The 22,478-nt window shown below is 70.4% G+C and carries 24 protein-coding genes and 1 riboswitch; of the genes, 9 read left to right on the top strand and 15 right to left on the bottom strand.

From position 1 onward, the window contains the following. Nucleotides 1-7: 7 nt before the first annotated feature. Nucleotides 8-1,873 (bottom strand): MinD/ParA family ATP-binding protein, encoded by a 1,866-nt coding sequence (locus H4W81_RS36265; protein WP_318782227.1) that lies wholly within the window; start codon nt 1,871-1,873, stop codon nt 8-10. Between the two features lie 115 nt (nt 1,874-1,988). Between H4W81_RS36265 and H4W81_RS36260 the strand changes: the two genes are divergently transcribed. Both H4W81_RS36260 and H4W81_RS36255 read left to right on the top strand, forming a co-directional pair. Next, on the top strand, nt 1,989-2,945 hold the full coding sequence (locus tag H4W81_RS36260; protein WP_192778916.1) for an NAD(P)H-quinone oxidoreductase: 957 nt from the start codon (nt 1,989-1,991) through the stop codon (nt 2,943-2,945). Nucleotides 2,946-2,950: 5 nt separating this feature from the next. Continuing rightward, nucleotides 2,951-3,472: a bacterial proteasome activator family protein gene (locus H4W81_RS36255; RefSeq protein WP_192778915.1), complete on the top strand. Its 522-nt coding sequence runs from the start codon at nt 2,951-2,953 to the stop codon at nt 3,470-3,472. On the opposite strand, the gene H4W81_RS36250 is transcribed toward H4W81_RS36255, so the two are convergent. Next, entirely contained in the window at nt 3,463-4,272 is an 810-nt protein-coding gene (locus H4W81_RS36250) for a Cof-type HAD-IIB family hydrolase (RefSeq protein ID WP_192778914.1), read from the bottom strand. The genes H4W81_RS36255 and H4W81_RS36250 overlap by 10 nt on opposite strands. Nucleotides 4,273-4,496: 224 nt before the next feature. On the opposite strand from H4W81_RS36250, the gene H4W81_RS36245 reads away from it, so the two are divergent. Further along, nucleotides 4,497-4,700 (top strand): cold-shock protein, encoded by a 204-nt coding sequence (locus tag H4W81_RS36245; RefSeq protein WP_183652851.1) that lies wholly within the window; start codon nt 4,497-4,499, stop codon nt 4,698-4,700. 64 nt (nt 4,701-4,764) lie between these two features. Here H4W81_RS36245 and H4W81_RS36240 read toward each other — a convergent pair whose 3' ends face one another. Then, nucleotides 4,765-5,907 (bottom strand): FAD-dependent oxidoreductase, encoded by a 1,143-nt coding sequence (locus tag H4W81_RS36240; RefSeq protein WP_192778913.1) that lies wholly within the window; start codon nt 5,905-5,907, stop codon nt 4,765-4,767. Nucleotides 5,908-5,996: 89 nt separating this feature from the next. Between H4W81_RS36240 and H4W81_RS36235 the strand changes: the two genes are divergently transcribed. After that, the gene (locus H4W81_RS36235) at nt 5,997-6,542 is read left to right on the top strand and encodes a TetR/AcrR family transcriptional regulator (protein ID WP_192778912.1); all 546 of its coding nucleotides are present in this window, start codon (nt 5,997-5,999) and stop codon (nt 6,540-6,542) included. Nucleotides 6,543-6,864: 322 nt separating this feature from the next. Here H4W81_RS36235 and serS read toward each other — a convergent pair whose 3' ends face one another. The 5 genes from serS to H4W81_RS36210 all read right to left on the bottom strand — a co-directional run bounded on the left by serS (nt 6,865) and on the right by H4W81_RS36210 (nt 10,971). Then, nucleotides 6,865-8,127 (bottom strand): serine--tRNA ligase, encoded by a 1,263-nt coding sequence (gene serS, locus H4W81_RS36230; protein WP_192778911.1) that lies wholly within the window; start codon nt 8,125-8,127, stop codon nt 6,865-6,867. A gap of 62 nt (nt 8,128-8,189) precedes the next feature. Next, a complete protein-coding gene (locus H4W81_RS36225; protein ID WP_192778910.1) occupies nt 8,190-8,366 on the bottom strand; it encodes a hypothetical protein in 177 nt (58 codons plus the stop codon). Nucleotides 8,367-8,422: 56 nt separating this feature from the next. Next, entirely contained in the window at nt 8,423-9,343 is a 921-nt protein-coding gene (pheA, locus tag H4W81_RS36220) for a prephenate dehydratase (protein WP_192778909.1), read from the bottom strand. Between the two features lie 13 nt (nt 9,344-9,356). Further along, nucleotides 9,357-9,773: a DUF4446 family protein gene (locus H4W81_RS36215; RefSeq protein ID WP_318782225.1), complete on the bottom strand. Its 417-nt coding sequence runs from the start codon at nt 9,771-9,773 to the stop codon at nt 9,357-9,359. Nucleotides 9,774-9,786: 13 nt separating this feature from the next. Beyond that, entirely contained in the window at nt 9,787-10,971 is a 1,185-nt protein-coding gene (locus H4W81_RS36210; RefSeq protein ID WP_192778908.1) for a glycosyltransferase 87 family protein, read from the bottom strand. A gap of 59 nt (nt 10,972-11,030) precedes the next feature. Here H4W81_RS36210 and H4W81_RS36205 point away from each other — a divergent pair, with 59 nt between their 5' ends. Beyond that, nucleotides 11,031-13,220, top strand: coding sequence for a hypothetical protein (locus H4W81_RS36205; RefSeq protein WP_192778907.1), 2,190 nt, complete (start codon nt 11,031-11,033; stop codon nt 13,218-13,220). Here H4W81_RS36205 and mptB read toward each other — a convergent pair. Genes mptB through H4W81_RS36190 form a run of 3 tightly spaced genes read right to left on the bottom strand, consistent with a single transcriptional unit; the run spans nt 13,120 to nt 15,704 of the window. Next, nucleotides 13,120-14,598 (bottom strand): polyprenol phosphomannose-dependent alpha 1,6 mannosyltransferase MptB, encoded by a 1,479-nt coding sequence (mptB, locus tag H4W81_RS36200; protein ID WP_318782223.1) that lies wholly within the window; start codon nt 14,596-14,598, stop codon nt 13,120-13,122. The two genes, H4W81_RS36205 and mptB, sit on opposite strands and share 101 nt — an antisense overlap. 45 nt (nt 14,599-14,643) lie before the next feature. Continuing rightward, on the bottom strand, nt 14,644-15,360 hold the full coding sequence (locus H4W81_RS36195) for a glycosyltransferase family 2 protein (RefSeq protein WP_192778906.1): 717 nt from the start codon (nt 15,358-15,360) through the stop codon (nt 14,644-14,646). Beyond that, entirely contained in the window at nt 15,357-15,704 is a 348-nt protein-coding gene (locus H4W81_RS36190; protein WP_192778905.1) for an STAS domain-containing protein, read from the bottom strand. The genes H4W81_RS36195 and H4W81_RS36190 overlap by 4 nt, the downstream gene beginning before the upstream one ends. 326 nt (nt 15,705-16,030) lie before the next feature. Between H4W81_RS36190 and H4W81_RS36185 the strand changes: the two genes are divergently transcribed. Next, on the top strand, nt 16,031-16,426 hold the full coding sequence (locus H4W81_RS36185; protein ID WP_192778904.1) for a hypothetical protein: 396 nt from the start codon (nt 16,031-16,033) through the stop codon (nt 16,424-16,426). Between the two features lie 530 nt (nt 16,427-16,956). Continuing rightward, nucleotides 16,957-17,067, top strand: a riboswitch (TPP riboswitch). Continuing rightward, the gene (locus tag H4W81_RS36180; RefSeq protein WP_192778903.1) at nt 17,057-18,403 is read left to right on the top strand and encodes a purine-cytosine permease family protein; all 1,347 of its coding nucleotides are present in this window, start codon (nt 17,057-17,059) and stop codon (nt 18,401-18,403) included. Its footprint overlaps the riboswitch before it by 11 nt. On the opposite strand, the gene H4W81_RS36175 is transcribed toward H4W81_RS36180, so the two are convergent. After that, nucleotides 18,400-18,942, bottom strand: coding sequence for a methylated-DNA--[protein]-cysteine S-methyltransferase (locus tag H4W81_RS36175; RefSeq protein WP_192778902.1), 543 nt, complete (start codon nt 18,940-18,942; stop codon nt 18,400-18,402). The genes H4W81_RS36180 and H4W81_RS36175 overlap by 4 nt on opposite strands. 62 nt (nt 18,943-19,004) lie before the next feature. Between H4W81_RS36175 and H4W81_RS36170 the strand changes: the two genes are divergently transcribed. Together H4W81_RS36170 and H4W81_RS36165 are read left to right on the top strand one after the other, a co-directional pair. Further along, complete coding sequence (locus H4W81_RS36170) at nt 19,005-20,843, top strand: sensor histidine kinase (RefSeq protein WP_192778901.1); 1,839 nt, start codon at nt 19,005-19,007, stop codon at nt 20,841-20,843. A gap of 135 nt (nt 20,844-20,978) precedes the next feature. After that, entirely contained in the window at nt 20,979-21,425 is a 447-nt protein-coding gene (locus H4W81_RS36165) for an ATP-binding protein (RefSeq protein WP_397127719.1), read from the top strand. On the opposite strand, the gene H4W81_RS36160 is transcribed toward H4W81_RS36165, so the two are convergent. The 3 genes from H4W81_RS36160 to H4W81_RS36150 are packed head-to-tail and all read right to left on the bottom strand — an operon-like array spanning nt 21,395 to nt 22,428. Further along, complete coding sequence (locus H4W81_RS36160; RefSeq protein ID WP_192778900.1) at nt 21,395-22,009, bottom strand: YidC/Oxa1 family membrane protein insertase; 615 nt, start codon at nt 22,007-22,009, stop codon at nt 21,395-21,397. The two genes, H4W81_RS36165 and H4W81_RS36160, sit on opposite strands and share 31 nt — an antisense overlap. A 29-nt stretch (nt 22,010-22,038) precedes the next feature. Next, on the bottom strand, nt 22,039-22,260 hold the full coding sequence (locus H4W81_RS49620; RefSeq protein ID WP_192781482.1) for a DUF6412 domain-containing protein: 222 nt from the start codon (nt 22,258-22,260) through the stop codon (nt 22,039-22,041). Next, nucleotides 22,261-22,428 carry a hypothetical protein gene (locus H4W81_RS36150; RefSeq protein ID WP_192781481.1) on the bottom strand — a complete coding sequence of 56 codons (168 nt, stop codon included), beginning with the start codon at nt 22,426-22,428 and terminating at the stop codon, nt 22,261-22,263. Nucleotides 22,429-22,478 lie beyond the last annotated feature (50 nt).

Here is a 22,478-nt window from a genome sequence, read left to right as displayed (position 1 = left end):
CTTCCGCTCACGCTCCCGCGAAGCCGTCCCCGACGGCGGCGGCGAGTTGCAGGTACGCCTCCCTCGTCGGCTCCTGCAGCCGGTCGAGGTCGATCTCGGCGCCCTCCTCCAGGTGCGGGTCGTACGGCACGCGGATGACCGTACGGCAGCGCGCCGCGAAGTGCGCCTCGAGCTTGGCGATGTCCACGGCCGACTTCGACCTCGGCCGCACGCTGCACAGCACCACCGTCGCGTCCCTCACCAGGTCGCCGTAGTGGTGGGCCTCCAGCCAGTCGAGAGTCGCCGAGGCCGCCCGCGCGCCGTCGACCGAAGGCGAGCTGACCAGCACGATCTGATCGGCCAGCCCGAGCACCCCCGACATCGCCGAGTGGAGCAGTCCGGTTCCGCAGTCGGTGATGCAGATGGAGTAGAAGTTCTCCAGCACCTGGGCGACCTGCTGGTAGTCGGCGGCGCTGAACGCCTCGGAGACCGAGGGGTCGCGGTCGGAGGCGAGCACCTCGAGGCGGGAGGGCGCCTGCGAGGTGAAGGCCCTGATGTCGACGTACCGCTTGACCTGGGCGCGCTCGTTGAGCAGGTCGCGCACGGTGGCGGAGGTCTCCAGCTCCAGCTTGTCCGAGAGCGTGCCGCGGTCGGGGTTGGCGTCGACCGCGATCACCCGGTCGCCGCGGACCTGCGCGAGCGTGGCGCCGAGGCCGACCGTCGTCGTGGTCTTGCCGACGCCGCCCTTCAGGCTGAGCACCGCGACGCGGTGGTGTCCCGTCGCGACGGGGGTTCGCGCCCTGGCGACCAGGGCGCGACGGCGGCGCACCTCGGGCGGCTCGCCCGGCTTGATCCACCCGGCCGAGGCCTTGTAGATCAGGCGGCGCCAGCCCTTGGAGGGGGCGTTGCGACGACCGCGCAGCAGCGAGTCGGGGTCGAGGCTCTCGGCGGTGGGCCGGTCACCCGCGGCGGGACGGGCGGGCACGGCGAAGGCGGGGACCGGCGGCTGGGAGCGGCGGCGTACGGGGAACGGCTCCTCCTGCACGGCCACCTCCGCCGAGGGCGGCTCCTCCTGGACGCGAGGCTCGCGCGGAAGGGGCTCGCCGAACGCGGCACCGGATTCACGCGGGAGGGACTCGCCCAACGCGGCACGGGGTTCACGCGGGAGGGAGTCGCCGAACGTGGGACGGGGTTCACGCGGCGGAGAGTCGCCGAACGCGGCACGGGGTTCGCGCGGCAGCGGGTCGTCGAAGCGGAACGCCTCGAACCGGGGCTCGGGCTCCTCGTGGCGCGGCAGGCCGGGCTCGGGAGCGTCGTCGTCAGGAACCAGCTCGCCCTGGACGGTCTCGACGTCCGCGATGCCCTCGAAGCTCTCCGCCGCCGGCTGCGGCCACGGCGGGCGCGGCCAGGAGGGGTCGGTGCGCTCCTCGGGCGGCAGCGGGTCGAACATGCTGCCCTGGGGCTCGGGACGCTCCTCGGCCGGCGGGTCGAACGCGCCCATCCGGTAGGAGTCGGTGTCGTCGGGGCGGGGAAGCGGCTTCAACGGCGCGAGGAAGGCGTCGTCGTCGTCCCTGCCGAACGCCGGAGGGCGCTCCACCTCGATCGAGGACTCGAACCACTCGGCCGCCTCCGCCTCCTCGGCGGGCAGCTCCTCCGCGGCGGCGGGGCCGTACACGGAGTCGACCGCGGCCCTGAACAGGGGCGGAGTCGGAGTGTCCTGCTCGGTGGGCACCGACAGCCAGGGGTCCTTCGGATATGGCGAAACGACGGTCTCGTCCGTGGCAACGGCGCCGGTCTTGGCGCTGACCTTGACGGGTTCCTCGTCGTTCTCCTTGATGGCGTCGAGCCAGGCGAGCTGTTCCTCGAGAGATTCTTCGCGATCGTGTCTTGCCACCGTGTTCCCCCTCGGGATGGGTGTAAAGGGGTAGCAAACACATTGCAGATTAACGCCCTGTGTTCCGTTGAACGCAGGCAACCCACAAGTTCCCCGCAGGGCTACCTTGGGTCACATGCGAGCGATTGTCATCACCAAGCCCGGCGGACCAGAGGTTCTGGAGTGGCAGGAGGTGCCGGATCCACGTCCTGAGCGGGGAGAAGTCGTGATCGATGTCACGGCTTCCGCGGTCAACAGGGCCGATGTCATCCAACGGCTAGGTTTCTATGACCCGCCGCCCGGCGCCTCGCCGTACCCGGGGCTCGAGTGTTCCGGAGTGATCTCCGAGGTGGGTCCCGACGTCGTCGGGTTCGCGGTGGGCGACAGGGCCTGCGCCCTGCTGTCCGGCGGGGGGTACGCGGAGCGCGTCGCCGTACCGTGGGAGCAGGTGATGCCGGCGCCTGAGGGGCTGTCGCTGACCGAGGCCGCGGGGCTGCCCGAGACGGTCTGCACGGTGTGGTCCAACGTCTTCATGACCGCCAGGCTGCGGCGCGGGGAGACGCTGCTGGTGCACGGCGGCGCGAGCGGCATCGGCACGACCGCGATCCAGCTCGCCAAGGCGTTCGGCTCACGCGTGGTGGTGACGGTCGGCTCGCCGGAGAAGGCCGAGCGCTGCCTGGAGCTGGGGGCCGACGAGGCGATCAACTACCGGACCGACGACTTCGCCGAGCGGGTCGAGGCGGACGTGATCCTCGACATCATGGGCGCCAAATATCTCCCAGGCAATGTCAAAGCTCTCAAGACCGGCGGACGCCTGGTCGTGATCGGCCTCCAGGGCGGCACGAAGGGCGAGCTCGACCTCCACATGCTGACCAGGAAGCGCGCCGCCGTGCATGGCACCACGCTCCGATCCAGGCCCACGGACGAGAAGGGCGTGGTCGTCCGCGGGGTCGTGGACAACGTCTGGCCGCTGGTGTCGGCGGGCGCGATCAGGCCGGTCGTCCACGCGCGGGTGCCGATGGCCGAGGCGGCCAAGGCGCACGAGATGCTCGATTCAGGAGAGCACGTCGGAAAGATCCTGCTAGTAGGTTGAGAGCTATGAACGCTGAGGAGAACACCCCCCACATCGTGGTGGTGGGACCCGAGGGCTTCAGCGCCCAGGGCGATAAGGCTGAGCACGGTGAGCAGGAAGAGCGGTCGGTCACCCACCTGGTCGAGCAACCAGCCAAGGTGATGCGCATCGGCAGCATGATCCGCACGCTGCTGGAGGAGGTCAGAGCCGCGCCTCTGGACGAAGCCAGCCGCAAGCGGTTGAAGGAGATCCACGAGAGCTCCATCAAGGAGCTCGAGGACGGTCTCGCGCCCGAACTGGTCGATGAGCTCGAACGGTTGTCGCTGCCTTTCACCGATGACAACGGCACGCCACCGAGCGACGCCGAGTTGCGCATCGCGCACGCCCAGTTGGTCGGCTGGCTCGAAGGGCTGTTCCACGGGATCCAGACCACGCTGTTCGCGCAGCAGATGGCCGCCCGCGCCCAGCTGGAGCAGATGCGCAAGGCGCTGCCCGGCGGGCTCCCGCAGGACTCGCACCGGGCCAGCGGCTCGGGTCCTTACCTGTAGAGGTTCTCCAGCACGAGGGCCACGCCGTCGTCGTCGTTCGCCGCGGTCACATGGTCGACCGCGGCGAGCACGTCGGGGTGGGCGTTGGCGACCGCGTAGGACGTGCCTGCCCAGGCGAGCATGGGCAGGTCGTTCGGCATGTCCCCGAACGCGATCACCTCGTCGGGCTTGATGCCGTTCTTCGACGACAGCGCCGCCAGCGCCGAGGCCTTCGTGACGCCCTGCGCGCTCATCTCGATCAGCGCCCTGCCGCTGGAGTGGGTCGCGGTCACCAGGTGCCCCACGAGTTCCTGTACGGCCTCCTGCAGGCTGTCGGGGTCCATCTCGGGATGAAGTGCGAGGAGTTTGGCGCAGGGGCGTGAGGTGAGCGTCGAGGCGCCCACTCTGAGCCCGGCCACGGCCTTGCTGTCCATGCCGCCGAGCCGGAAATCGGACTCATGCGCAAATCCGCCTTCGTACTCGACCGAAAATGCCAGTTCGGGCACGTTCGCTCGAAGCTGAGCGACGACCTCTTCGAGCACCTCGGGCTCGATGAGGTGAGACTCGACTATCCGTTCGGTGTGGAGGTCGTAGACAAGGGCGCCATTGGCGCAGATGGCCAGTCCGTGATGGCGCACGGCGTCGGCGACCACCCGCATCCACCTGGGCGGACGACCGGTGACGAACACCAGCATCGCCCCAGCTCGCTCGACGTCCGCGAAGGCGGCGGCGGTGCGGGAGGAGACGGTTCCGTCGGCGCGCAGGGCGGTTCCGTCGAGGTCGGTGGCCACGAGTCGCGGGGCAGGAGAGAGGCTCGGCATAACAGCTTCCAGTTTGCCCTGTGCTGCCGCCGTCCAAAATCTTCCTGGCGGAGGGAACACCAACGCGGCGGAATGGTGTTAGATGTGATGGCGTTGTATTAGCTGATCCCGTAGTGAAAACCGGCATGAGATTGTCTGAGCCACCCCGGGTGCCTGCTGTATACGACACACCGGGATTCGCGAGGTGCGGGTCCCATAGATACACATCCTGAGGGAGAGCTTTTATGGCTCAGGGAACCGTCAAGTGGTTCAACGCTGAGAAGGGCTTCGGCTTCATCGCCCCGGACGGCGGTGCGCCGGACGTGTTCGTGCACTTCTCCGAGATCGTCGGCAACGGCTACCGCAGCCTTGAAGACGGGGCGCGGGTCGAGTTCGAGATCACGCAGGGACAGAAGGGGCCGCAGGCCTCCCAGGTCCGTGCCATCTGACCTGATAGCTACGAGATGAGAGCGGGGATCTTCGGATCCCCGCTCTTTTCGTCTGCGGGGGTCCTCACCGATACACCAGCCCCGACAGCCGCCAGGCCAGCTTCTCGCGGAAGACCGGCAGGACCGCCAGGCCTCTCAGCGCGAGGTTGCGCAGCGGGCGCAGCCTGCGGTTCACCGTCGCCAGCGCCGTGAGCCGCCCCGCGAACGTCACCACCTGCTCGGCCACCGGCCTCCGCACGGCCGCGTAGGCGTCGAGCGGAGCCGCCGAGCCGGTGCGAAGCGCCGCGCCGAGCGCCTCCCCCAGGGCCGCCGCGTCCTGGAGCCCCGCGTTCATCCCCTGCCCACCCGCGGGGCTGTGCACGTGCGCCGCGTCGCCGGCGAGCACCACCCGCCCCGACCGGTAGGCGTCGGCGACCCTGTGGTGCACCCTGAAGCGCGAACCCCAGATGACCTCCTCGACCACCACGCGCTCCTTCACCGGGCCGCGTGCGTCGAGCAGGCTCTGCACGAAGGCCACATCGGGCTGCTCGGGCGCCTCCTCGACCGTGGCCACGATCCTGAACGTGCCGCCGGGCAGCGGCGCGACCACCACGAGCCCCTCGGGTGAGAAGAACAGCTCGACCTCGTCCGCGGGCACGCCGCCGCTCAGCCGGACGTCCGCCAGGGAGAACGACTCGGCGTACGTGCCGCCGGTGAAGCCGATCCCCGCCTGCTCCCGCACTGTGCTGTGCATGCCGTCCGCGCCGACCACGTACCTGGCGCGCACCACGCTGCCGTCGGCGAAGGTCGCCGTCGCGCCCTCGCCCTCCTGCTCCACTTCCACCACCCGGTACGGCCTGGCGACCCGTCCGCCCAGCTCCTCGAACCTGCTGAGCAGGATCCGCTCGGTGTCCGCCTGGGAGATCATCAGCGTGTACGGGTAGGCGGTGGGCAGCCGGGTGAAGTCCACGGGCACGAGCACCCTGTCCCTGTCCCTGATCGTGAAGCGCGGCGAGTGGATGCCGAGCTCCGTCATCTTCTCCGTGACGCCGAGCGGCTCCAGCACCTCCAGCGTCCTGGCGTGCACGACGGCCGCCCTCGAGGTGTTGTCCCCCTCGGCCTGGGCGTCGGCGACGGTGACGTCGAAGCCCTGCTGAACGAGGGAGACCGCGACGGCGAGGCCGGTCGGCCCGGCTCCGATGACGAGCACGTCGGTGGTGGCGTTCATGGTGACCTCCTCTTGGTCAACGCTTGTTGGCATCACTATGACCTCGACCGGCTAGCGATGTCAACATGTGTTGGCCTACAGTTGTTGACATGAGGAGATCGTCCGAGGACACCAAGACCGCGATCCTGGCCGCCGCCCGCGAGCGCTTCGCCGCCGACGGGTACGAGAAGGCCACGATCAGGGGCATCGCCGCCGACGTCGGCATCGACCCCGCCATGGTGATGCGCTACTTCGGCAACAAGGAGAAGCTCTTCGCCGCCGCGGCCCACTTCGACCTGCACTTCCCCGACCTGGCGGCGACACCGCGCGAGCGCGTCGGCACCGCGATGGTCCTGCACTTCCTCGACCTGTGGGAGGCGAACGAGGCCCTTCAGGTGCTGCTGCGCACCGGCGTCACCAACGAGGCCGCCGCCGAGCGGATGCGCGAGATCTTCGCCACCCAGCTCGGCCCGCTCGCCGCCCGGCTCTGCCCCGACCCCGCCACGGCCCCCGCCCGCGCGGGCCTCGCCGCCTCCCAGATCCTGGGCTTCGCCCTCACCCGCTACATCCTGCGCCTGCCACCCGTGGTGGCCATGACGCGCGAGGAGATCGTCGCCTGGCTCGGCCCGACGATCCAGCGCTACCTGACGGAGTGACTCCTCGAGCGCCGCAGGGCCGACGCGGCGGCCGCCCACGTGACAGCGGCCCTCTTCGCGGCCGTCAAAGGCACAGCAACGGGCGCGGAGGTGGCTTCCCATGCCCGGACCCTCGTGGCGGGCCCTTCGCGCGTCCTGGCCGATCCCACGCACCTCCTGGCCCTTCCGGCCCTCGCCGTCGCGTGGTGGATCCGAGGCCAGAAGGGACGGGGTGACGACGAGGGGGGTCTGCAGGCCCATCGCGATAACGGCCGCGATCACCCTCGCCTGCGCGTGCGCGACGCCGCGGCGGCGACCGAGCTGGTCGCCGCCGGGCGGACCGCTACTTCACCGGCTCCAGCACGTCGAGGCCCACGTAGGGGCGCAGGGCCTTGGGCACCACGACCGAGCCGTCGGCCTGCTGGTGGTTCTCGAGGATGGCGACGATCCAGCGCGTCGTGGCCAGCGTGCCGTTGAGCGTGGCCAGGTGCTGGGGCTTGCCGTCCTTGTCGCGGAAGCGGGCGCCGAGCCTGCGGGCCTGGAACTCGGTGCAGTTGGAGGTCGAGGTCAGCTCGCGGTAGCGCTTCTGGGTGGGGATCCACGCCTCGCAGTCGAACTTGCGGGCCGCGGACATGCCCAGGTCGCCCGCGGCCGTGTCGATGACGCGGTAGGGCACCTCGATCTTCGCCAGCATGTCCTTCTCCCACACCAGCAGCCGCTGGTGCTCCTCCGCCGCCTCCTCGGGGCGGACGTAGGAGAACATCTCCACCTTGTCGAACTGGTGGACGCGGATGATGCCGCGGGTGTCCTTGCCGTAGGAGCCGGCCTCGCGGCGGAAGCAGGACGACCAGCCCGCGTAGCGCAGCGGCAGCTGCGCGCCGTCGAGGATCTCGTCGGCGTGGTAGCCGGCCAGCGAGACCTCGGAGGTGCCGACGAGGTAGAGGTCGTCCTCGGGCAGACGGTAGATCTCCTTGTCGTGGGCGACGTGGAAACCGGTGCCCGCCATGGTCTCGGGCTTGACCAGCACGGGCGTGATCATCGGGATGAAGCCCGACTCGATCGCCTGCTGCATGGCCATGTTGAGCAGGCCGAGCTGCAGCCTGGCGCCGACGCCGCGCAGGAAGAAGAAGCGCGAGCCGGAGACCTTGGCGCCGCGCTCCATGTCGATGGCGCCGAGCAGCTCGCCGAGCTCCAGGTGGTCGCGCGGCTCGAAGTCGAAGCCGCGGGGCTCGCCCACGGTCTCGAGCACGACGTAGTCGTCCTCGCCGCCGTGGGGCGCCTCGGGCTCGACGATGTTGGGGATCGTGGCCATGAGCTCCTCGAGCTCGGCGCCCAGCTTCTCGGCCTCGGCCTCGGCCGACTTGACCTGCCCCGCGAGCTCCTTGGCCCGCCGCAGCAGCGCCTGCTTCTCCTCGCCGGAGGCCTTGGAGACCGACTTGCCCATGGACTTCTGCTCGGCGCGCAGGGACTCGAAGGAGGTCAGCGCCGCGCGGCGGCGCTCGTCCAGGTCGAGCAGCGTGTCGACGACGGTGTCGTCCTCACCGCGGGCACGCTGCGAAGCCCGTAGCCGGTCGGGGTCGTCACGAAGGGTACGCAGGTCAATCACCCCCCAAGGCTACCTATGCGCACAGGGCCGCCACACCCGATATCCCGTACGGCACAGGACCGCTACTTGCGGAAGTAGGCGTTCGACGACGGGAGGGCGAGGAACACGATGGCGATCAGCGAGGTCAGGGGCACCACGACGAAGGGCACGTTGGTGAGGGTGGGCGGCGGACCCGGGTCTTGGTCGTGTTCGTGTGCATGCCGCCCACGATCGCGCCGCCCGCTGGCACAGGCTGACACGGCGCTGAGACCCCCGACCGGCCTGTCCACCTGGTGAGCGCGCGCTGTGCGCGACGCTAGACCTGACCGGACCTGATCTTCGCCAGCCAGTCGCCCGCCTCGGCGAAGTCGCCGTCGGCCGTACCCCTCTTGATGCGGGGAGCCACGCCGTCGGCCCGCGGGTAGCTGCCGAGGAAGCGCACCTCGCCGCAGATGCGGTGCAGGCCCGCGATCGCCTCGCCCACGCGGGCGTCGGCCACGTGGCCCTCGAAGTCGAAGTGGAAGAAGTAGCGCCCGATGCCCTCGCCGGTGGGACGCGACTCGATGCGGCTCAGGTTGACCCCGCGCACCGAGAACTCCGTCAGCATCTCGAGCAGCGCGCCCGGGTGGTCGTCGGTGAGGAAGACCACGAGCGTGGTGCGGTCGGAGCCGGTCGGCTCGGGCAGCGGCCCCGGCCGCGACACCCTGACGAAACGCGTCTCGGTGTCGGAGCGGTCGCCGATGTCGGTGGCCACCTCGACCAGGCCGTAGTGCTCGCCGGCGATGCGCGCCGCGATCGCAGCGTCGTAGGGCGAGCCCGGCAGTGACACCTCCTGCGCGGCCGCGGCCGTGGACGGCGCGGCCACGACGACCGCGTCGGGCAGCTCGCGGGAGAGGAACGCCCTGCACTGCGTGATCGCGGCGGGGTGGGTGTAGACGCGCTTGATGTGCCAGAGCTGGGTGTCGGGCCTGGCCAGCAGCGAGAACCGGACGGGCAGCAGGAGCTCGGCGGAGATGAGCAGCGGCTCTCCCCACGCGAACTCGTCGAGCGTGGTGGTGATCGCGCCCTCGAGTGAGTTCTCCAGCGGGACGACGGCGCCGTCGGCCTCGCCTGAGCGGCACGCGTTGAGCGCGGCCCCGACTGTGGCGCAGGGCAGGCGCTCGGCGTCGGGCTCCATGAGCCGCAGGGCCTCTTCGGTGAAGGTGCCCTCTGGCCCCAGGTAGGCGAGACGAGACATAACTACAGGGTAATCAACGTCTGGCCATCTGGGGCTCGAACTCGGGACCGAGACCCAGCCTGGCCGCCCGCACGGCTTCCTCCTCCTCGGGAGACAGCGGCTGCTGACCCTTTCCGCTTACCACGGGGCGTACGTACGTGCGGGTCTCGGAGCGTCCGTTGATGGAGGTGAGCACGATGCCGTCGCCCAGGCCATTGATCATCGCGACGGAGAAGGAGAGCCGCCCCGTCATCTCCGCCAGCGCGTCGTAGCGGTAGACCGCGACGTCGCGGATGGCCTTGAGGTCGCCCTTGCTCTCGCCGGCCTGCCTGGCGATCATCTGCTGGCAGTCGTCGACGGCCGCCCGCGCCTGCCTGAGCGCGACGTATCCGATGACGACGCCGCTGACCCCGGCGAGCGCGCCCACGACCATCCAGAGAGTAATCAACACATCACCAAGAGTGTCACAAGATCTGGCGTCGTTTGGGCAACCAGACCCCGAGCAGCCAGACGAGGGCTATGGCGCCCAGCCCGAAGGCGTTCTGGACGATCTTCCCGATGAGCGGGCTGACGACCGGGATCTCGGCTGCCTTGATCGCCACGCCCCACCAGGGGATCGGCACCACGTAGTAGAGCCATACCCCCGCCGCCACGCGCAGCCGCACCACGTCGCTCCCGTTGCCGACCAGCGCGCCGAGGACGACGACCACCCAGGCCAGGTGGTGGATCCAGGCGACCGGCGACAGCAGCACGGCCATGAGCCCGACCAGCGCGACTGCGGTCATGGTGTCGCCCCTGTCGAGGGCCTCGCGGGCGAAGCGGAAGCCGTACCACGCGACGACGGCCACGAGCGCGAGCCACAGCGCGGACGTCACCCAGTCGTTCAGGTAGAGCCTGATCAGCATGCCGCGCATCGACTGGTTCGTGGTGGCGGCGTTCGCGCCCAGGCGTTCGGGGTCGAGCAGCGCCCTGAACCAGAAGTCGACCGCGTCGCGAGGGATGACCGCGAACGGCATCAGCGTGAACGCCGCGGTGGAGAAGGCCGCCATCCAGAACGTCTTCCACTGCCTGGTGACCAGCAGGTAGACGAGGAAGACACCGGGCGTGAGCTTCACGGCCGTGGCCAGGCCGATCAGGAACCCGCGCGGCCACCACGGCCGCTTGGCCACGCAGTCGGCCAGGCACAGGGCGACGAGCAGGATGTCGACCTGCCCGAAGCGCACCTGGTCGCGGATCGGCATCAGGTACGCGCACGCCACCATCAGGACCGCGAACACCAGCGGGTTCCTGTTCACCTGCCGGAACGCGAAGCCGACGGTGACGGCCAGCGCGGCGTAGACGCCCGCCGTCCACACCCACTGCGCCGTCTCCCACGACATCCAGGCCAGCGGTACGGCCAGCAGCGCCGCGACCGGCGGATAGGTGAAGGGCAGCAGCTGGGGAGCCGGGGTGATGAAGTCGTAGACAGGACGGCCCTCCAGCACCATCTGGCCGCCGGTGCGGTAGACGTCGAGGTCGACGAGGCGCTGGTCGTCCGCGTTGGTCAGCCACGTCTCGACGAGCGGCCACACGGCCAGCCCGACGAGCGCCAAGGCCAGCGGCCACAGCCACCATCGGCGCCTGATCGAGGGCGCTACACCACCTGTCACGATGTGGCACGTTACCGTGGCTCTAGCCGTTCTCGGGCGCTGACTCTGGGGGTCCCCGCATGCCGTACCGCACCCTGGCGCGCCTGTGCCTGGGCCTGTTCGCCCTGCTTCCGCTCCTCGTGGGGGCGGCCTCCTCCACGGCAGGCGCCGCCGTGGAGCGCAGGGTCGCGGTCGTCGGCGTGCCCGGGCTGCAGTGGAGCGACCTCGACCAGGCGCGGACACCGCACCTCTGGAAGCTCGTCGGCGGGGGCGCCGCCGCCTCGCTGTCCACCCGCGTGGTCCCGCCGCCGAACAGGGGCACCTCCTGCCCGATGGCCGGCTGGCTGACGGTGTCGGCGGGCCAGCGCGCGGGCGCGCCCGGTTGCGTCATGCCGGGGGCGCCCACGGCGGGAGCCGTACCCGGCTGGGCCGAGCTGACCGCCTTCCAGGCGGGCACCGGCTACGACGCCGTGCTCGGCACGCTGGGACAGACCGTCGAGGACGCGGGCGGCAGGGTCGCGGCCGTCGGACCGGGCGCGGCCCTCGGCGCGGCCAACAGGTCGGGGAAGGTCGGCGCCTACGCGGACGCCCCCGAAGGACTGGCCGACCCCGCCTCCTACGACCTGATCGTGATGGAGGCCGACCAGCTGGCCCGCGCGTGGACGGCGCTGCCCGCCGACCGGGACAGCGTACCCCCCGACCTCGCCGTGGCCGCCAGGCAGGCCGCCGCGGCCGCGGCCGACCGCAGCATCGGCGCGTTCCTCGACCGGCTGCCCGCCGGCACCACGGTCCTGGTGGCCGGGCTCTCCGACACCTCGACGGCCGCGCACCTGCACGTGGCCCTCGCGCACGGCGGGCCGTACCGCCACGGGTTCCTGACCGCGACCTCGACCCGCCAGGACGCGCTGGTCACGATCACCGACCTGACCGCGACCGCGATCAGGAACCTGGGGCTCACGGTGCCCGCGGGCGTGGTCGGTCGGGCGTGGGAGAACGGCGGCGAAGCGCCGCCCACCGTCGCCGAGACCGTCACCCGCCTCGCCGACGAGGACCTCGCCAGCCAGGTGCTCAGAGAGGTGCGGGGGCCCTTCTTCGCCGTCTTCGTGGCGGTGCAGGTGCTCTTCTACGCCGTCGCCGCGCTCGTCCTGCGCAGGCGCCGGTCCGCTCTGGGCGCCGACGCGCCGGTCGAGGACGCGGCGAGCTCGCGGGTGCTGGCCGCGGTCCAGGTCGTGGCCGTGGTCAGCGGCGCCGTCGCGGTCTCCACCTTCCTGGCCCAGCTGGTGCCGTGGTGGAGCCTGCCTGCCGCGATGCCCGCGCTGATCGGCACGATCCTGGCCTTCGCGGGGCTCATCACCGCGCTGGCGTTCGCGGGACCGTGGCGGGCGCACGTCCTCGGCCCGCTCACCGTGGTCGCGGGCGTCACCTCGGTGGCCCTCCTCCTGGACGTCATGACCGGCTCCAGGCTCCAGGTCAACGCCGTGACGGGGTACGAACCCGTCACCGGAGGCCGCTTCTACGGCTTCAGCAACATCGCCTTCGCCGTCTACGCCACCGGCACCGTCCTCGCCCTGGCCGGGATCGCCCAGTGGCTGCTCGGCCGCCTGCGCAGGATCGTGGTGGTGCTGCTGTGCGCGGCCTACGGCGCGTTCGCGGTGTTCGCGGACGGCTGGCCCGGGTGGGGCGCCGACTTCGGCGGGGTGCCCGCGTTCGTGATCGGCCTGGCCGTCTTCCTCATCCTGCTCTCGGGCCGCAGGGTCTCGCTGGTCAAACTGCTGCTGGTCGGCCTGGCGGGCGCTGTCCTGATCGGGGCCATCGCCTTCGCCGACTGGCTGCGCGCCGCCGACCAGCGCACCCACCTGGGCACCTTCGTCCAGCAGATCATCGACGGGCAGGCCCTGACCGTGGTGTGGCGGAAGTTCAGCTCGATGATCGGCATCACCGTCGGCAACTGGCAGCTCACCCTGCTGTCCCTGGTGGCGCTGGCCTTCCTGTTCTTCGTCCTGGACCGGCCCTCGCGGTGGGGGGCTTCGGCGCTCGGCCGCGCCTACGGCCTGGCCCCGACCCTGCGCGCGGGCCTGTTCGGCGCGCTGACCTGCGCCTTCGTCGGCTTCCTGGTCAACGACTCGGGCATCGCGATCCCCGCCATGGCGCTGACGGTGGCCGTGCCGCTCACTCTGGCCGCGTGCGTGCGCGCGCTCCAGCTCGCCACGCCCACCACGCCAGACCCGCCGTCAGCGCCAGCAGCGACCACGGCACCACCTGCTGCCTGACGACCGTCCTGAGCCACTCGAGGTCGGGGGGCTGGCCGTCCACCCTGGCAGGCAGGTAGGCCAGCGACAGCAGCGTCAGGTGCGCGGTGAGGAAGAGGTCGACCCGCGACGCCGCCACCAGGGCGACCAGCGCGAACGCCAGCCCGTCGTACCACGGCAGGATGTACGGCGTCGCGAACACGTAGGCGACGACGGCGACCGCCGCCACCCTCGCCGCGTCGGCCGGCGGCGGCGCGAGCCTGAGCAGCGCCCAGGCCAGCAGGGCCAGCACGACCAGCGCGCCCACCTGGATCTCGCCCCGATAGGCGCTCCCCTCACCGACGACCGCCTGCAACCACCCCTGGACGAGCTTCCAGGACGAGGCGTGCGAGATCGCCTTGCCCGCCCTGCTCACCTGGTCGAAGGCGTGCGCCCCGGCCCAGAGGTAGCCGAGCGCGGCCACCGCGAGCGCCACGCCCGCGACCAGGGCCAGCCGCTTGGGCCGCCGCCTCAGCTCCCACGCCGGTCCGAGCGCCACCAGACCCACGTTGAGCTTCACCGCCACGCCGAGACCGAGCAGCGCTCCCGAGGCGGCGAGCCGTCCTGGGGAGACGGCGGCGCTCGCGAGGGCGGGACCTCGGGCGCTCACCGCCAGCGCGGCCACCATGAAGGCGATCGCCAGCGTGTCGACGTGCAGCCCCGCGACGAGCTGGTAGAGCAGCAGCGGGTTGGCCGTCCACAGCAGCGCGGCCCGCAGCCGCAGCCGTGGGTCGGCGCGGGTGAGGCGGTCGAGCAGCAGCCCCGTGGCGATGAACGCGGCCGCGTTGACCAGCGCCATCACAAAGATCGTCAGCCTGACGGAGTCGCCGCCGACCCAGCTCGCCAGCGCCTGCACCGCGGTGGCCACGGGTCCGTAGACGCTGGGCTCCTCCCGCCACGGCTGCTCCACGGCCGCCGCGATGGGATCGCCGGGGAGGTCGGCGGCGCCGCTGGTGTAGGGGTCGATCCCGAGTGTGACCATGCGACCGTAGGCCGCGTAGTTGAGGTGGTCGGCCGACCCCGAGGGCGGCAGGAAGGCCAGCACGGCGGCGGCCGCACAGCCGCCCAGCACCAGGGCGCGCGCTCCGCCCTGAGAACTGTGCGGGCGCCACAGGCCGCAGAGGAGTCCCAGTCCGCCCAGGGCGACGGCGAGCGCCCCCAGCGCGACGACGAGGTGCGGCGCGGGCCGCGCGTCCAGGGAGTACGGCGGCAGCCAGCCCGGCCCGCCGAGCCCCGGCACCATGGCCGAGGGCCCCAGCAGCCCGATGATGATCGTCAGCAGCACGGACCCGGCGACGAGCACGGGCGCGGCGCGCGCGACCAGCCCCGGCCCCGCCTCGGTCCCCGTCTGCGATGTCACCCGGAGATTCCAGCACACCCCGAGGACAGCCCGCACCCGAGCCGGTTACGGCCGGAGTTTGGCGAGGTTGTCGCGGATCACCGGTTCGCGCACGGCCAGGGCCCGCGCCACGTCGCGAAGCTGCCTGGCGCGGTGCAGTTGCGCGTGCCAGTCGTTGCCCGTCGCCCGGTGGGCCATCTCCACCTCGACCTCGACCACCCTGAAGCCCTTGCGCACCAGGTCGATGGTCAACCCGGTCTCCACGCCGAAGCCGTGCGCCAGCGGTTGGGCCGCCTCGAAGGCCTCCCTGGTCAGGCAGCGCTGGCCGTTGAGCGGCTGCGTGGCGGAGAAGCCGCAGGCGCGCTTGATGCCGTCGCGGGAGAGTCGGACCACGAGGCCGTGGCCGCCCAGCTTCACCCTGGTGGCGAAGACCGCGATGGTCATGTCCGCCTCGCCCGCCCGTACCGGCTCCACCAGTGCGGAGGCGGCGCGGGCGGTCTCACCGAGATCGGCGTCGAGGAAGAGCAGGTGTCTGGGCACGGGACCGTCGAGCAGCCGCACCGCCTCCGCGCCGCTCTCCATGGCGGTTGCCTTGCCGCGGTTGCGGCTGTGGCGGACCACCCTGGCGCCGGCGGCGCGCGCGATCCTGCCTGTCTGGTCGGCCGAGCCGTCGTCGACGACCACGACGAGATCGACGCCCGGCAGCTCGAGTGCCGCCGCGACGGTCGCGCCGATGCGTTCGGCCTCGTCCTTGGCGGGGACGATGACCGCGGTGTCGGTCACGAGCCCTCGGAGATCAGCAGCTCCTCAGGCACTTCCTCGTGCACGGTGAACACCGAGTCGAGGCCGGTGACCTGCAGGATCTTCCTGACTGCGGGCCGCGGCGCGGCCACCTCGAGCTGCCCGCCGCGCTCCCTGACCCGCTTGAGCGCCGAGAGCAGCACGTTCATGCCGGTGGAATCGCAGAAATCCACCCCGGACATGTCTATGACCACACGGCTGGGCCCGTCCTGCAGCAGTCGAGTGAACTCCGACTGCAGGCGGGGCGCCGTATAGAGGTCGATTTCACCGGCGATCTCCACGAGGGCATGGCCGGCATGTGATCGAGTCGAGACCTTGAGCTCCACATGGGCAGGCTAGCGGCGTCGGGGCTCCGGGTCACGTTCTCACGCCGATAGGGGGCGGTCTGGTTTTTGTCCCCCGTTTCGGCCCCATGAAAACGCAGAGTACGCGAAGCTTGACAGTGTGAAACCGGCAAGGACCGGAGAGGGGTGAGGTGATAACGGCTTCCATGCCTGTCGCGTCAGCATTCCTGACCGGCAGGGATACCCGGCTTGGAGGTCCTCCGCACCCCTGCCCCGGCGCCTGCATCTCAGGGAGAGGACGCCATGCAACCCACTCGCTCACGACTCGTCTCCGGCCTGCGTGCCCCGGGCCGCCGCGGGAGCAGTCGATGAACGATGACCATTACGAGGACCCCATCCGCCAGCGACTACGTGAACACCTGGAGGCCATGCTGGTCCGCACGGAGAAGGCCGCTTCATGGCGCGAGGAGACCGCGCGCCTTCGGGGGCTGGTCAACCACGACGGGTTCGTTCCCGTCCGCACGCGGCTGTCGACCGAGGACCTCGACTTCCTCACCGACGCCCGCGACGACCTGCTCGCGTTCACGGAGCTCGGCCTGCGCCTCCTTGACCTGCACCAGCCGCGCGACGCCGGCGGCATCACCAGTGATCCCACCCATCCGATCCTGAGATGTCGCAGCTGCATGTGGCGCTGGCCATGCCCGACCTTCCGCGCCTTCTCCGACTCGTTCGGACCCATCCAGGCGCTTCCCGAGTCGGCCTGAGGAGGGTCACCATGCATGGGGTTGTGAAATGGGAGGCGTCCTTACCGAAGGTCCACAGCAGGCCTCTGCCTTGAATGCGGTCCCCGTCAGGGGATGGCGCCGTCAGATCGGTCGGCGCTGTTGTTCGATGTACGCCGCCGCGGATATGTCTCGTAGGTCACCACGGTCAGCAGCGCATGGTTGGGCCCTATGACAACCTCCTTGAGCCAGTAGACGGCTCGTGCCTCCAACGTGGGAGTCTTCGTGGCCGCAGGTCCACGCCGCGCCTCGTCCTGGAGATGGTCCCTTCGCCGTTGGCGCGTGTTCGCGCGCGTCTTTTGGCCATCACGCGGCCTCGCTCTCCAGTAGGGCGATGCAGTCGCGGATCGTAAGGCTGGAAAGTACAGCTACCGCCGCGCACGTAGCTGTACGTCGGTGGACGTCCGCCGACGCCAGTGCGAGACATAGCGTGAAGAGCCGTGGGGTGGTTGAAGACGGACGAATAGTGCATTATTGGGGCGCGAGCTGGGCAGACCCCGGCCGCACTCACAAGTCCAAACCGCGGGAGCTCGGGGCAACCGGGCTGAGAGGGCAACTGCCGTTGCCGACCGCATGAACCTGTCCGGGTAATGCCGGCGTAGGGAGCGTGTGATGACGCATGTCATCGACCCCAAGCGTGCAGAAGTCCCCCTGACCCTCGACGAGGCTGCGCCCAAGACGCTCGGTGTCCTCGACCAGGGCGCCTTCTGGGCCAATCTCGGCGTCAGCCTTCTCGGTTTCTCCTTCGCGCTGTTCCTCATCAACCCGCTCCTCGACGACAACCCGCTGTCCATGACCGCCGCGGTCACCGCGACCGTCGTCGGCAGCCTCGTCGGCACCGCCATGGTGGGCCTGGCCGCCATCCCCGGCGCGCAGACCGGCCAGCCCGCGATGGTGCTGCTCAGAGGGCTGTTCGGGGCCAGGCTCTCGTATGTCCCGACCGTGCTCAACATCATTCAGATGCTCGGGTGGGGCGCCTTCGAGCTGTGGGTCATCTCGATGGGCGCGCAGGCCATCTTCGGCGACGCCGTGCCGTACGCGGTCTGGGTGCTCCTCGCCGGGGCGATCACCACCGGTCTGACGATCTACCCGCTCGGCGCGATCAGGCTGATCAGGCGCGTCGTCACGATCGGCGTGATCATCTCGACCGTCTGGTTCGCCGTCGTCTTCCTGCGGGAGGCCCCCGCGCAGACCGGCGGCACGTGGGACGCCTTCGCCCCCGCCGTCGACTTCGTGATCGCGCTGTCGGTGTCGTGGGTACCGGTGGCCGCCGACTACGCCAGGCACTCGCGCAGCAGCCGCGCCGCCTTCACCGGCGTCGTCGGCGGTTACACGATCGCGCAGGTCGCCTGCCTGGCCATCGGTGTGTACGCGGTGGCGATCGCCGGGCACGACGCCGTGCTCAACGACCCGACCACGGTGTTCGGACCGTTCGTGGCCGCTCCGCTGGGCGCGCTCTTCTTCGGGATCCTGGTGCTGCGCGAGACCGACCAGTCCTTCGCGAACGTCTACTCCACCGCCATGTCCCTGCAGAACCTCATGCCCCGGGTGGACCGGCGCCTCTTCTCGGTCGCGATCGGCGTGCTGACCATCGGCGTGGCGCTGCTCGTCGACGTCAACTCCTACAGCGCCTTCCTCAGCATCATCGGCGCCGTCTTCGTGCCGATGCTGGGCGTTCTCGTGGTCGACTACTTCCTGCTCGGCCGCGGCAAGACCTGGAACACCAGCGAGAACGCCCCCTCGCGCTGGCCGATGGTCGCGCCGTGGGCGCTGGGCTTCGTCACCTGGTGGCTGCTGGCCGCGCCCTCGACGATCAGCTGGTGGGCGGCGATCTGGGACGGCGCGCGCACGGCGCTGGGCTTCACCAGGCAGCCGTGGATGAGCGCGGCCGTGGGCGCGTTCCTGGTGGCGGGCCTGATCACCCTGGCCATCGGCCTCGTACGGCGAAGCAGGCGCTAACCCTCGATCCTCAGCAGGCGCTCAAGGGCGGTCGCCCCGCCCGGATAGCTCTCGCGGTCGCGGACCCGGTGGCATGGCACGATCACGCACACCGGGTTCGCGTTCAGCGCGTTGCCCACCGCGCGCAGCGCCTGTGGCCGTCCGATGCGCGCCCCGAGGTCGGCGGTGGTGGTGCTGGTGCCGTACGGCACAGCCATGGTCATCTGCAGCAACGTGCGCGCGAACGGCGTGGCCAGCTGCAGGTCGACGGGGGTGGTGAAGGCGCGCAGGCGCCGGGAGAAGTAGGCGTCGAGCTCGCGGCGCACCGGGTCGAGGCGGCGCGCGTCAGGACCGACGAGTCCGCCCACCACGCGCGTCAGCCGCTCGACGATCGTGTGCTCGTCCTCGAAGCTGCAGGCGACCACGCCCTTGCCGGTGACCGCGAGCACCAGCCTGCCGAGCGCGCCTTCGTAGGTGCCGACGGCCACGTCAGGCGACCGCCCAGCACGATAGGTGGCTGAGGTGACCCTCAGCAGGGCTTCGAGGTCGCCGGCCGACATAACCCGCAGCGTATCGGACGGATCCGCCTACGGAGCAGGCGCGCCACGGGCAGTATGGAAGCGTGGGTGACGAGGAGATCGCCGCTGCCGTCCTCTCCAGCGCCCCCAACGCGGTCGTCGTGCTCGACAGGGACCAGACCGTGCTGGTCTGGAACCCAGCGGCGGAGCGGTTGTTCGGATGGAGCACCGAGGAGATGGTCGGGCGGCGCGCGCCGATCGTCCCTGGCGAGCTGACCGCCGAGCACAACGCGGTGCTCGAAAGGGTGCGCACCGGCGGCGAGGTCTCGCTGCGCACCAAGCGTTTCCACAGGGACGGCACGGTTCTCGACGTGCGGGTCGACACCAGCGCGCTGCTCCAGGGCACGGCCGTGATCGGCTACGTGCACGTCCACCATCTGCCTGAGGACGACCTCGTCGCCAGGGACAGGGGCGCGCACCGGGCCAGGCTGGTGCGCAGGCTCACCGACGTCGTGGGCGACATCAACGCCGAGCTGGAGCTGCCCGCCGTGCTCGACCGCATCGCGGCCAGCCTCACCGAGCTGACGGGGGCCGACGCGGGCGGATTCGTGCTCATCGAGGACGAACGGCTGAGGCTGGTCAGCGCCTACCAACTGCCCGAGACGCTCAGGAACGCCACCTCCGACCTGCGCAGCAGCCTGGTCGGCAAGCTCATGCGCACGGGCAAGACCGTCATGCTGGAGTCGAGCGGCCTCGACGACCTGGTCTGGGCGGAGCTGCCCGGCCTGCACACGATCGCGCTCGGACTGGCCGCGGTGGGCGGCCGTCCCTACGGCGCGCTCTACGCGCTGTTCGCCAAGCGGAAGCCCGGCCATGTCGAGCTCGAGCTGCTCGAGCTGCTGGCCGGGCACGCGGGCATCGCGGTGGGCAACGCCATGGCCTACCAGGAGGCGCTGCGGCAGCGGGCGCACGAGCGGGCCGTCTTCGACGCCAGCGCCGACGGCATCGCGGTGCTCGACGAGCCCGGCAGGGTGGTCCAGTGGAACCCCGCAGCCGGTGAGCTCACCGGTATCCCCGTCGACGAGGTCATCGGCGGGCCGCCGCCCTTCCCGCTGCCCGAGCCCGGCGAGAAGCTCACCTTCCAGCTGGCCAACGGGCGCTGGCTCGACGTGGTCAGCGCCAAGATCGAGGAGACGGGGGAGATCGTCGTCGACTTCCGCGACATCACCACGGCCAAGGAACTGGAGGAGGCCAAGGATCTGTTCCTGGCCACGACCAGCCACGAACTTCGCACACCGATCACGATCGTGCGCGGGTTCGCCAGCACGCTCGACTCGCGCTGGGACAAGCTGACCGATCCGGAACGCCGCTCCGCCGTCCACACGATCGCCGAGCGGGCCAGATCGCTCGGGCAGCTCATGGATCACCTGCTGCTCGGCGCCCGCGCGGGCGCCGAGGAGCTCGCGGTCCGCGTCGAGACCTTCAACCTGTCCGAGCGGGTGCGCGCGGCCACGCTGGGCCTGCCCGTGCTGTCCGACAGGCACCGGGTCGAGGTGGTCATCCCCGACGGGCTGCCCGACGTGCGGGGTGACGCGCTGGCCACCGACATCGTGCTCGGGCAGCTGCTCGAGAACGCCTTCAAGTACTCACCCAACGGCGGGCTGATCAGTGTCGAGGCGTGGGCGGAGCAACGGCACGTGATCGTGGTGGTGGACGACGAAGGTGTCGGCATCGCCGCGGATGACCGTGACCGAATATTCGAGCGTTTCGTCCAGGTCGACAGCGGTGACCGGCGCAGATTCGGCGGTGTGGGGCTCGGGCTCTACATCGTGCGCAGTCTGGTCAGGGCTCAGGGCGGCGAGGTCACCGCCCATCCCCGCCCAGGTGGAGGCACTCGGATGCGACTTGCTCTCACTATCGCGGACGACACACCGGGCCGGTAACGAGCCGGTCACGGATGCGCTGATCTATCGTCCAATGTGTACAAGCTGTGATCGAGACACGGTTTCTGGGACTGTGTAACGGGGCATTTCGGTCGTATCCGGGGGCGTTCCCTGGGGGGACATGGGAGCGGGGAGGTGGGTGTGTCGAGCGTCGTGATGTTGCCGTACGCACTGTCCAGCGTCGCCGTCGCGCGCCAGCGTCTCTGCACTGACCTGCAGGAGTGGGGGGTCTACACCACCGCGATCGATGATGCGGTCCTGGTGGTGAGCGAGCTGCTGAGCAACGCGCTACGGCATGCGCGTCCGCTGACCTCTGGCATGGTCAGGGTGGCGTGGCTGTGGAGCGATGATCATGTCGAGGTGGCGGTGAGTGACGGAGGCGCGGCGACCGAGCCGCGTGCGGGCCGTCCCACGATGTCGTCACTCGGCGGGCGCGGCCTCGGCATTGTCGAATACGTCGCGGAGAGCTGGGGCGTCCGGCACGACGGGGAGACGACCACGGTATGGGCCGTGCTCCCCGCCCCGCACGCCAACGGTCAGCACGCCAACGGTCAGGTCGCCGCGCTCAAGGAAGCCGGGTAGAGCACCCGGCGCTCGCCGGCCGTCCATGCGGTCGAGACCAGCAGATAGATCCCCGCGGCCAGCGGTAGCACGGCAGCGGCGATCACTGTGCCGTAGGGCAGCAGTTTGAGGATCTTGAGCTGTCCTGCCTCCATTCTGCGGGAGGTGTACCAGGCGATCAGCGCGATCGCCACGATGACGCCGGCGAAAGCCAGCACCGGCCAGCTGATGAGGCCGTACTGCGCGACCACGGCGGCCAGGTGCCGGCCGAGCAGGTCCGTTCCGATCAGGGGGTGGGTGGCGACCTGATACATCAACCACAGGAACGGCATCTGCGCCAGCGCGGGACCGAAGCCCGCGAACGGCGAGGTGCCTTCCTTGGCGTAGAGGGCCGACATCTCCTTGCTCAGCCGCTCGGGATTGCGGCTGTGGCGCTTCTGCAGCTCCTGCAGGCGCGGCGCCAGCCGCATGCGGATCTTGGCGGCGCGCGCCTGCTTGATGCTGAGCGGGAGTAGCAGCAGCCGTACGGCCAGCGTGAACAGCACGATCACCAGCGCGGTGTTACCGCCGAAGCCGGTGATGAACATGACAAAAGAATCGATCATCACAACTCCTCATAGAAAGGTCTTCGTTTCTAGAAGGAGTGCGATGACGGAGCTCTGGGGCGCGGTCTGCCCGCCGCGTCGGGATCGCGCTGGCGCAGGAACGCCGTCTTCCTGGCGTAGGCCATGGGGAAGGACGGCGTGCCGCCCCGCTGGGCGAGCAGCACGCCGCTCGCCCAGACGGCGAGCAGGATCAGCACCAGCCCGGCGATCAGCACCAGGCCGGCGGGATCCGCCAGCACGAGTTGGAACACTTACCTGGCCGTCCTGCCCACCAGGGAGACGGCGATGAAGACGATCACCGCGATCACGCCCACGATCAGCGCGAGCTTCAGCAAGCCCATGATCATGGGCACGACGAACGCGAAGAGCACCCAGAGCGCCAGCAGGGCGCCTGCGACGAGCATGACCATTCGACCCATGGGGCTACCGTACGTCCTGGACCATGCGTCCGCGAGGGGATTAGCCGTAC

It is taken from the genome of Nonomuraea africana (genome assembly GCF_014873535.1).
GTDB lineage: Bacteria > Actinomycetota > Actinomycetes > Streptosporangiales > Streptosporangiaceae > Nonomuraea > Nonomuraea africana.
This window is presented reverse-complemented; position numbering and strand designations above follow the sequence as displayed.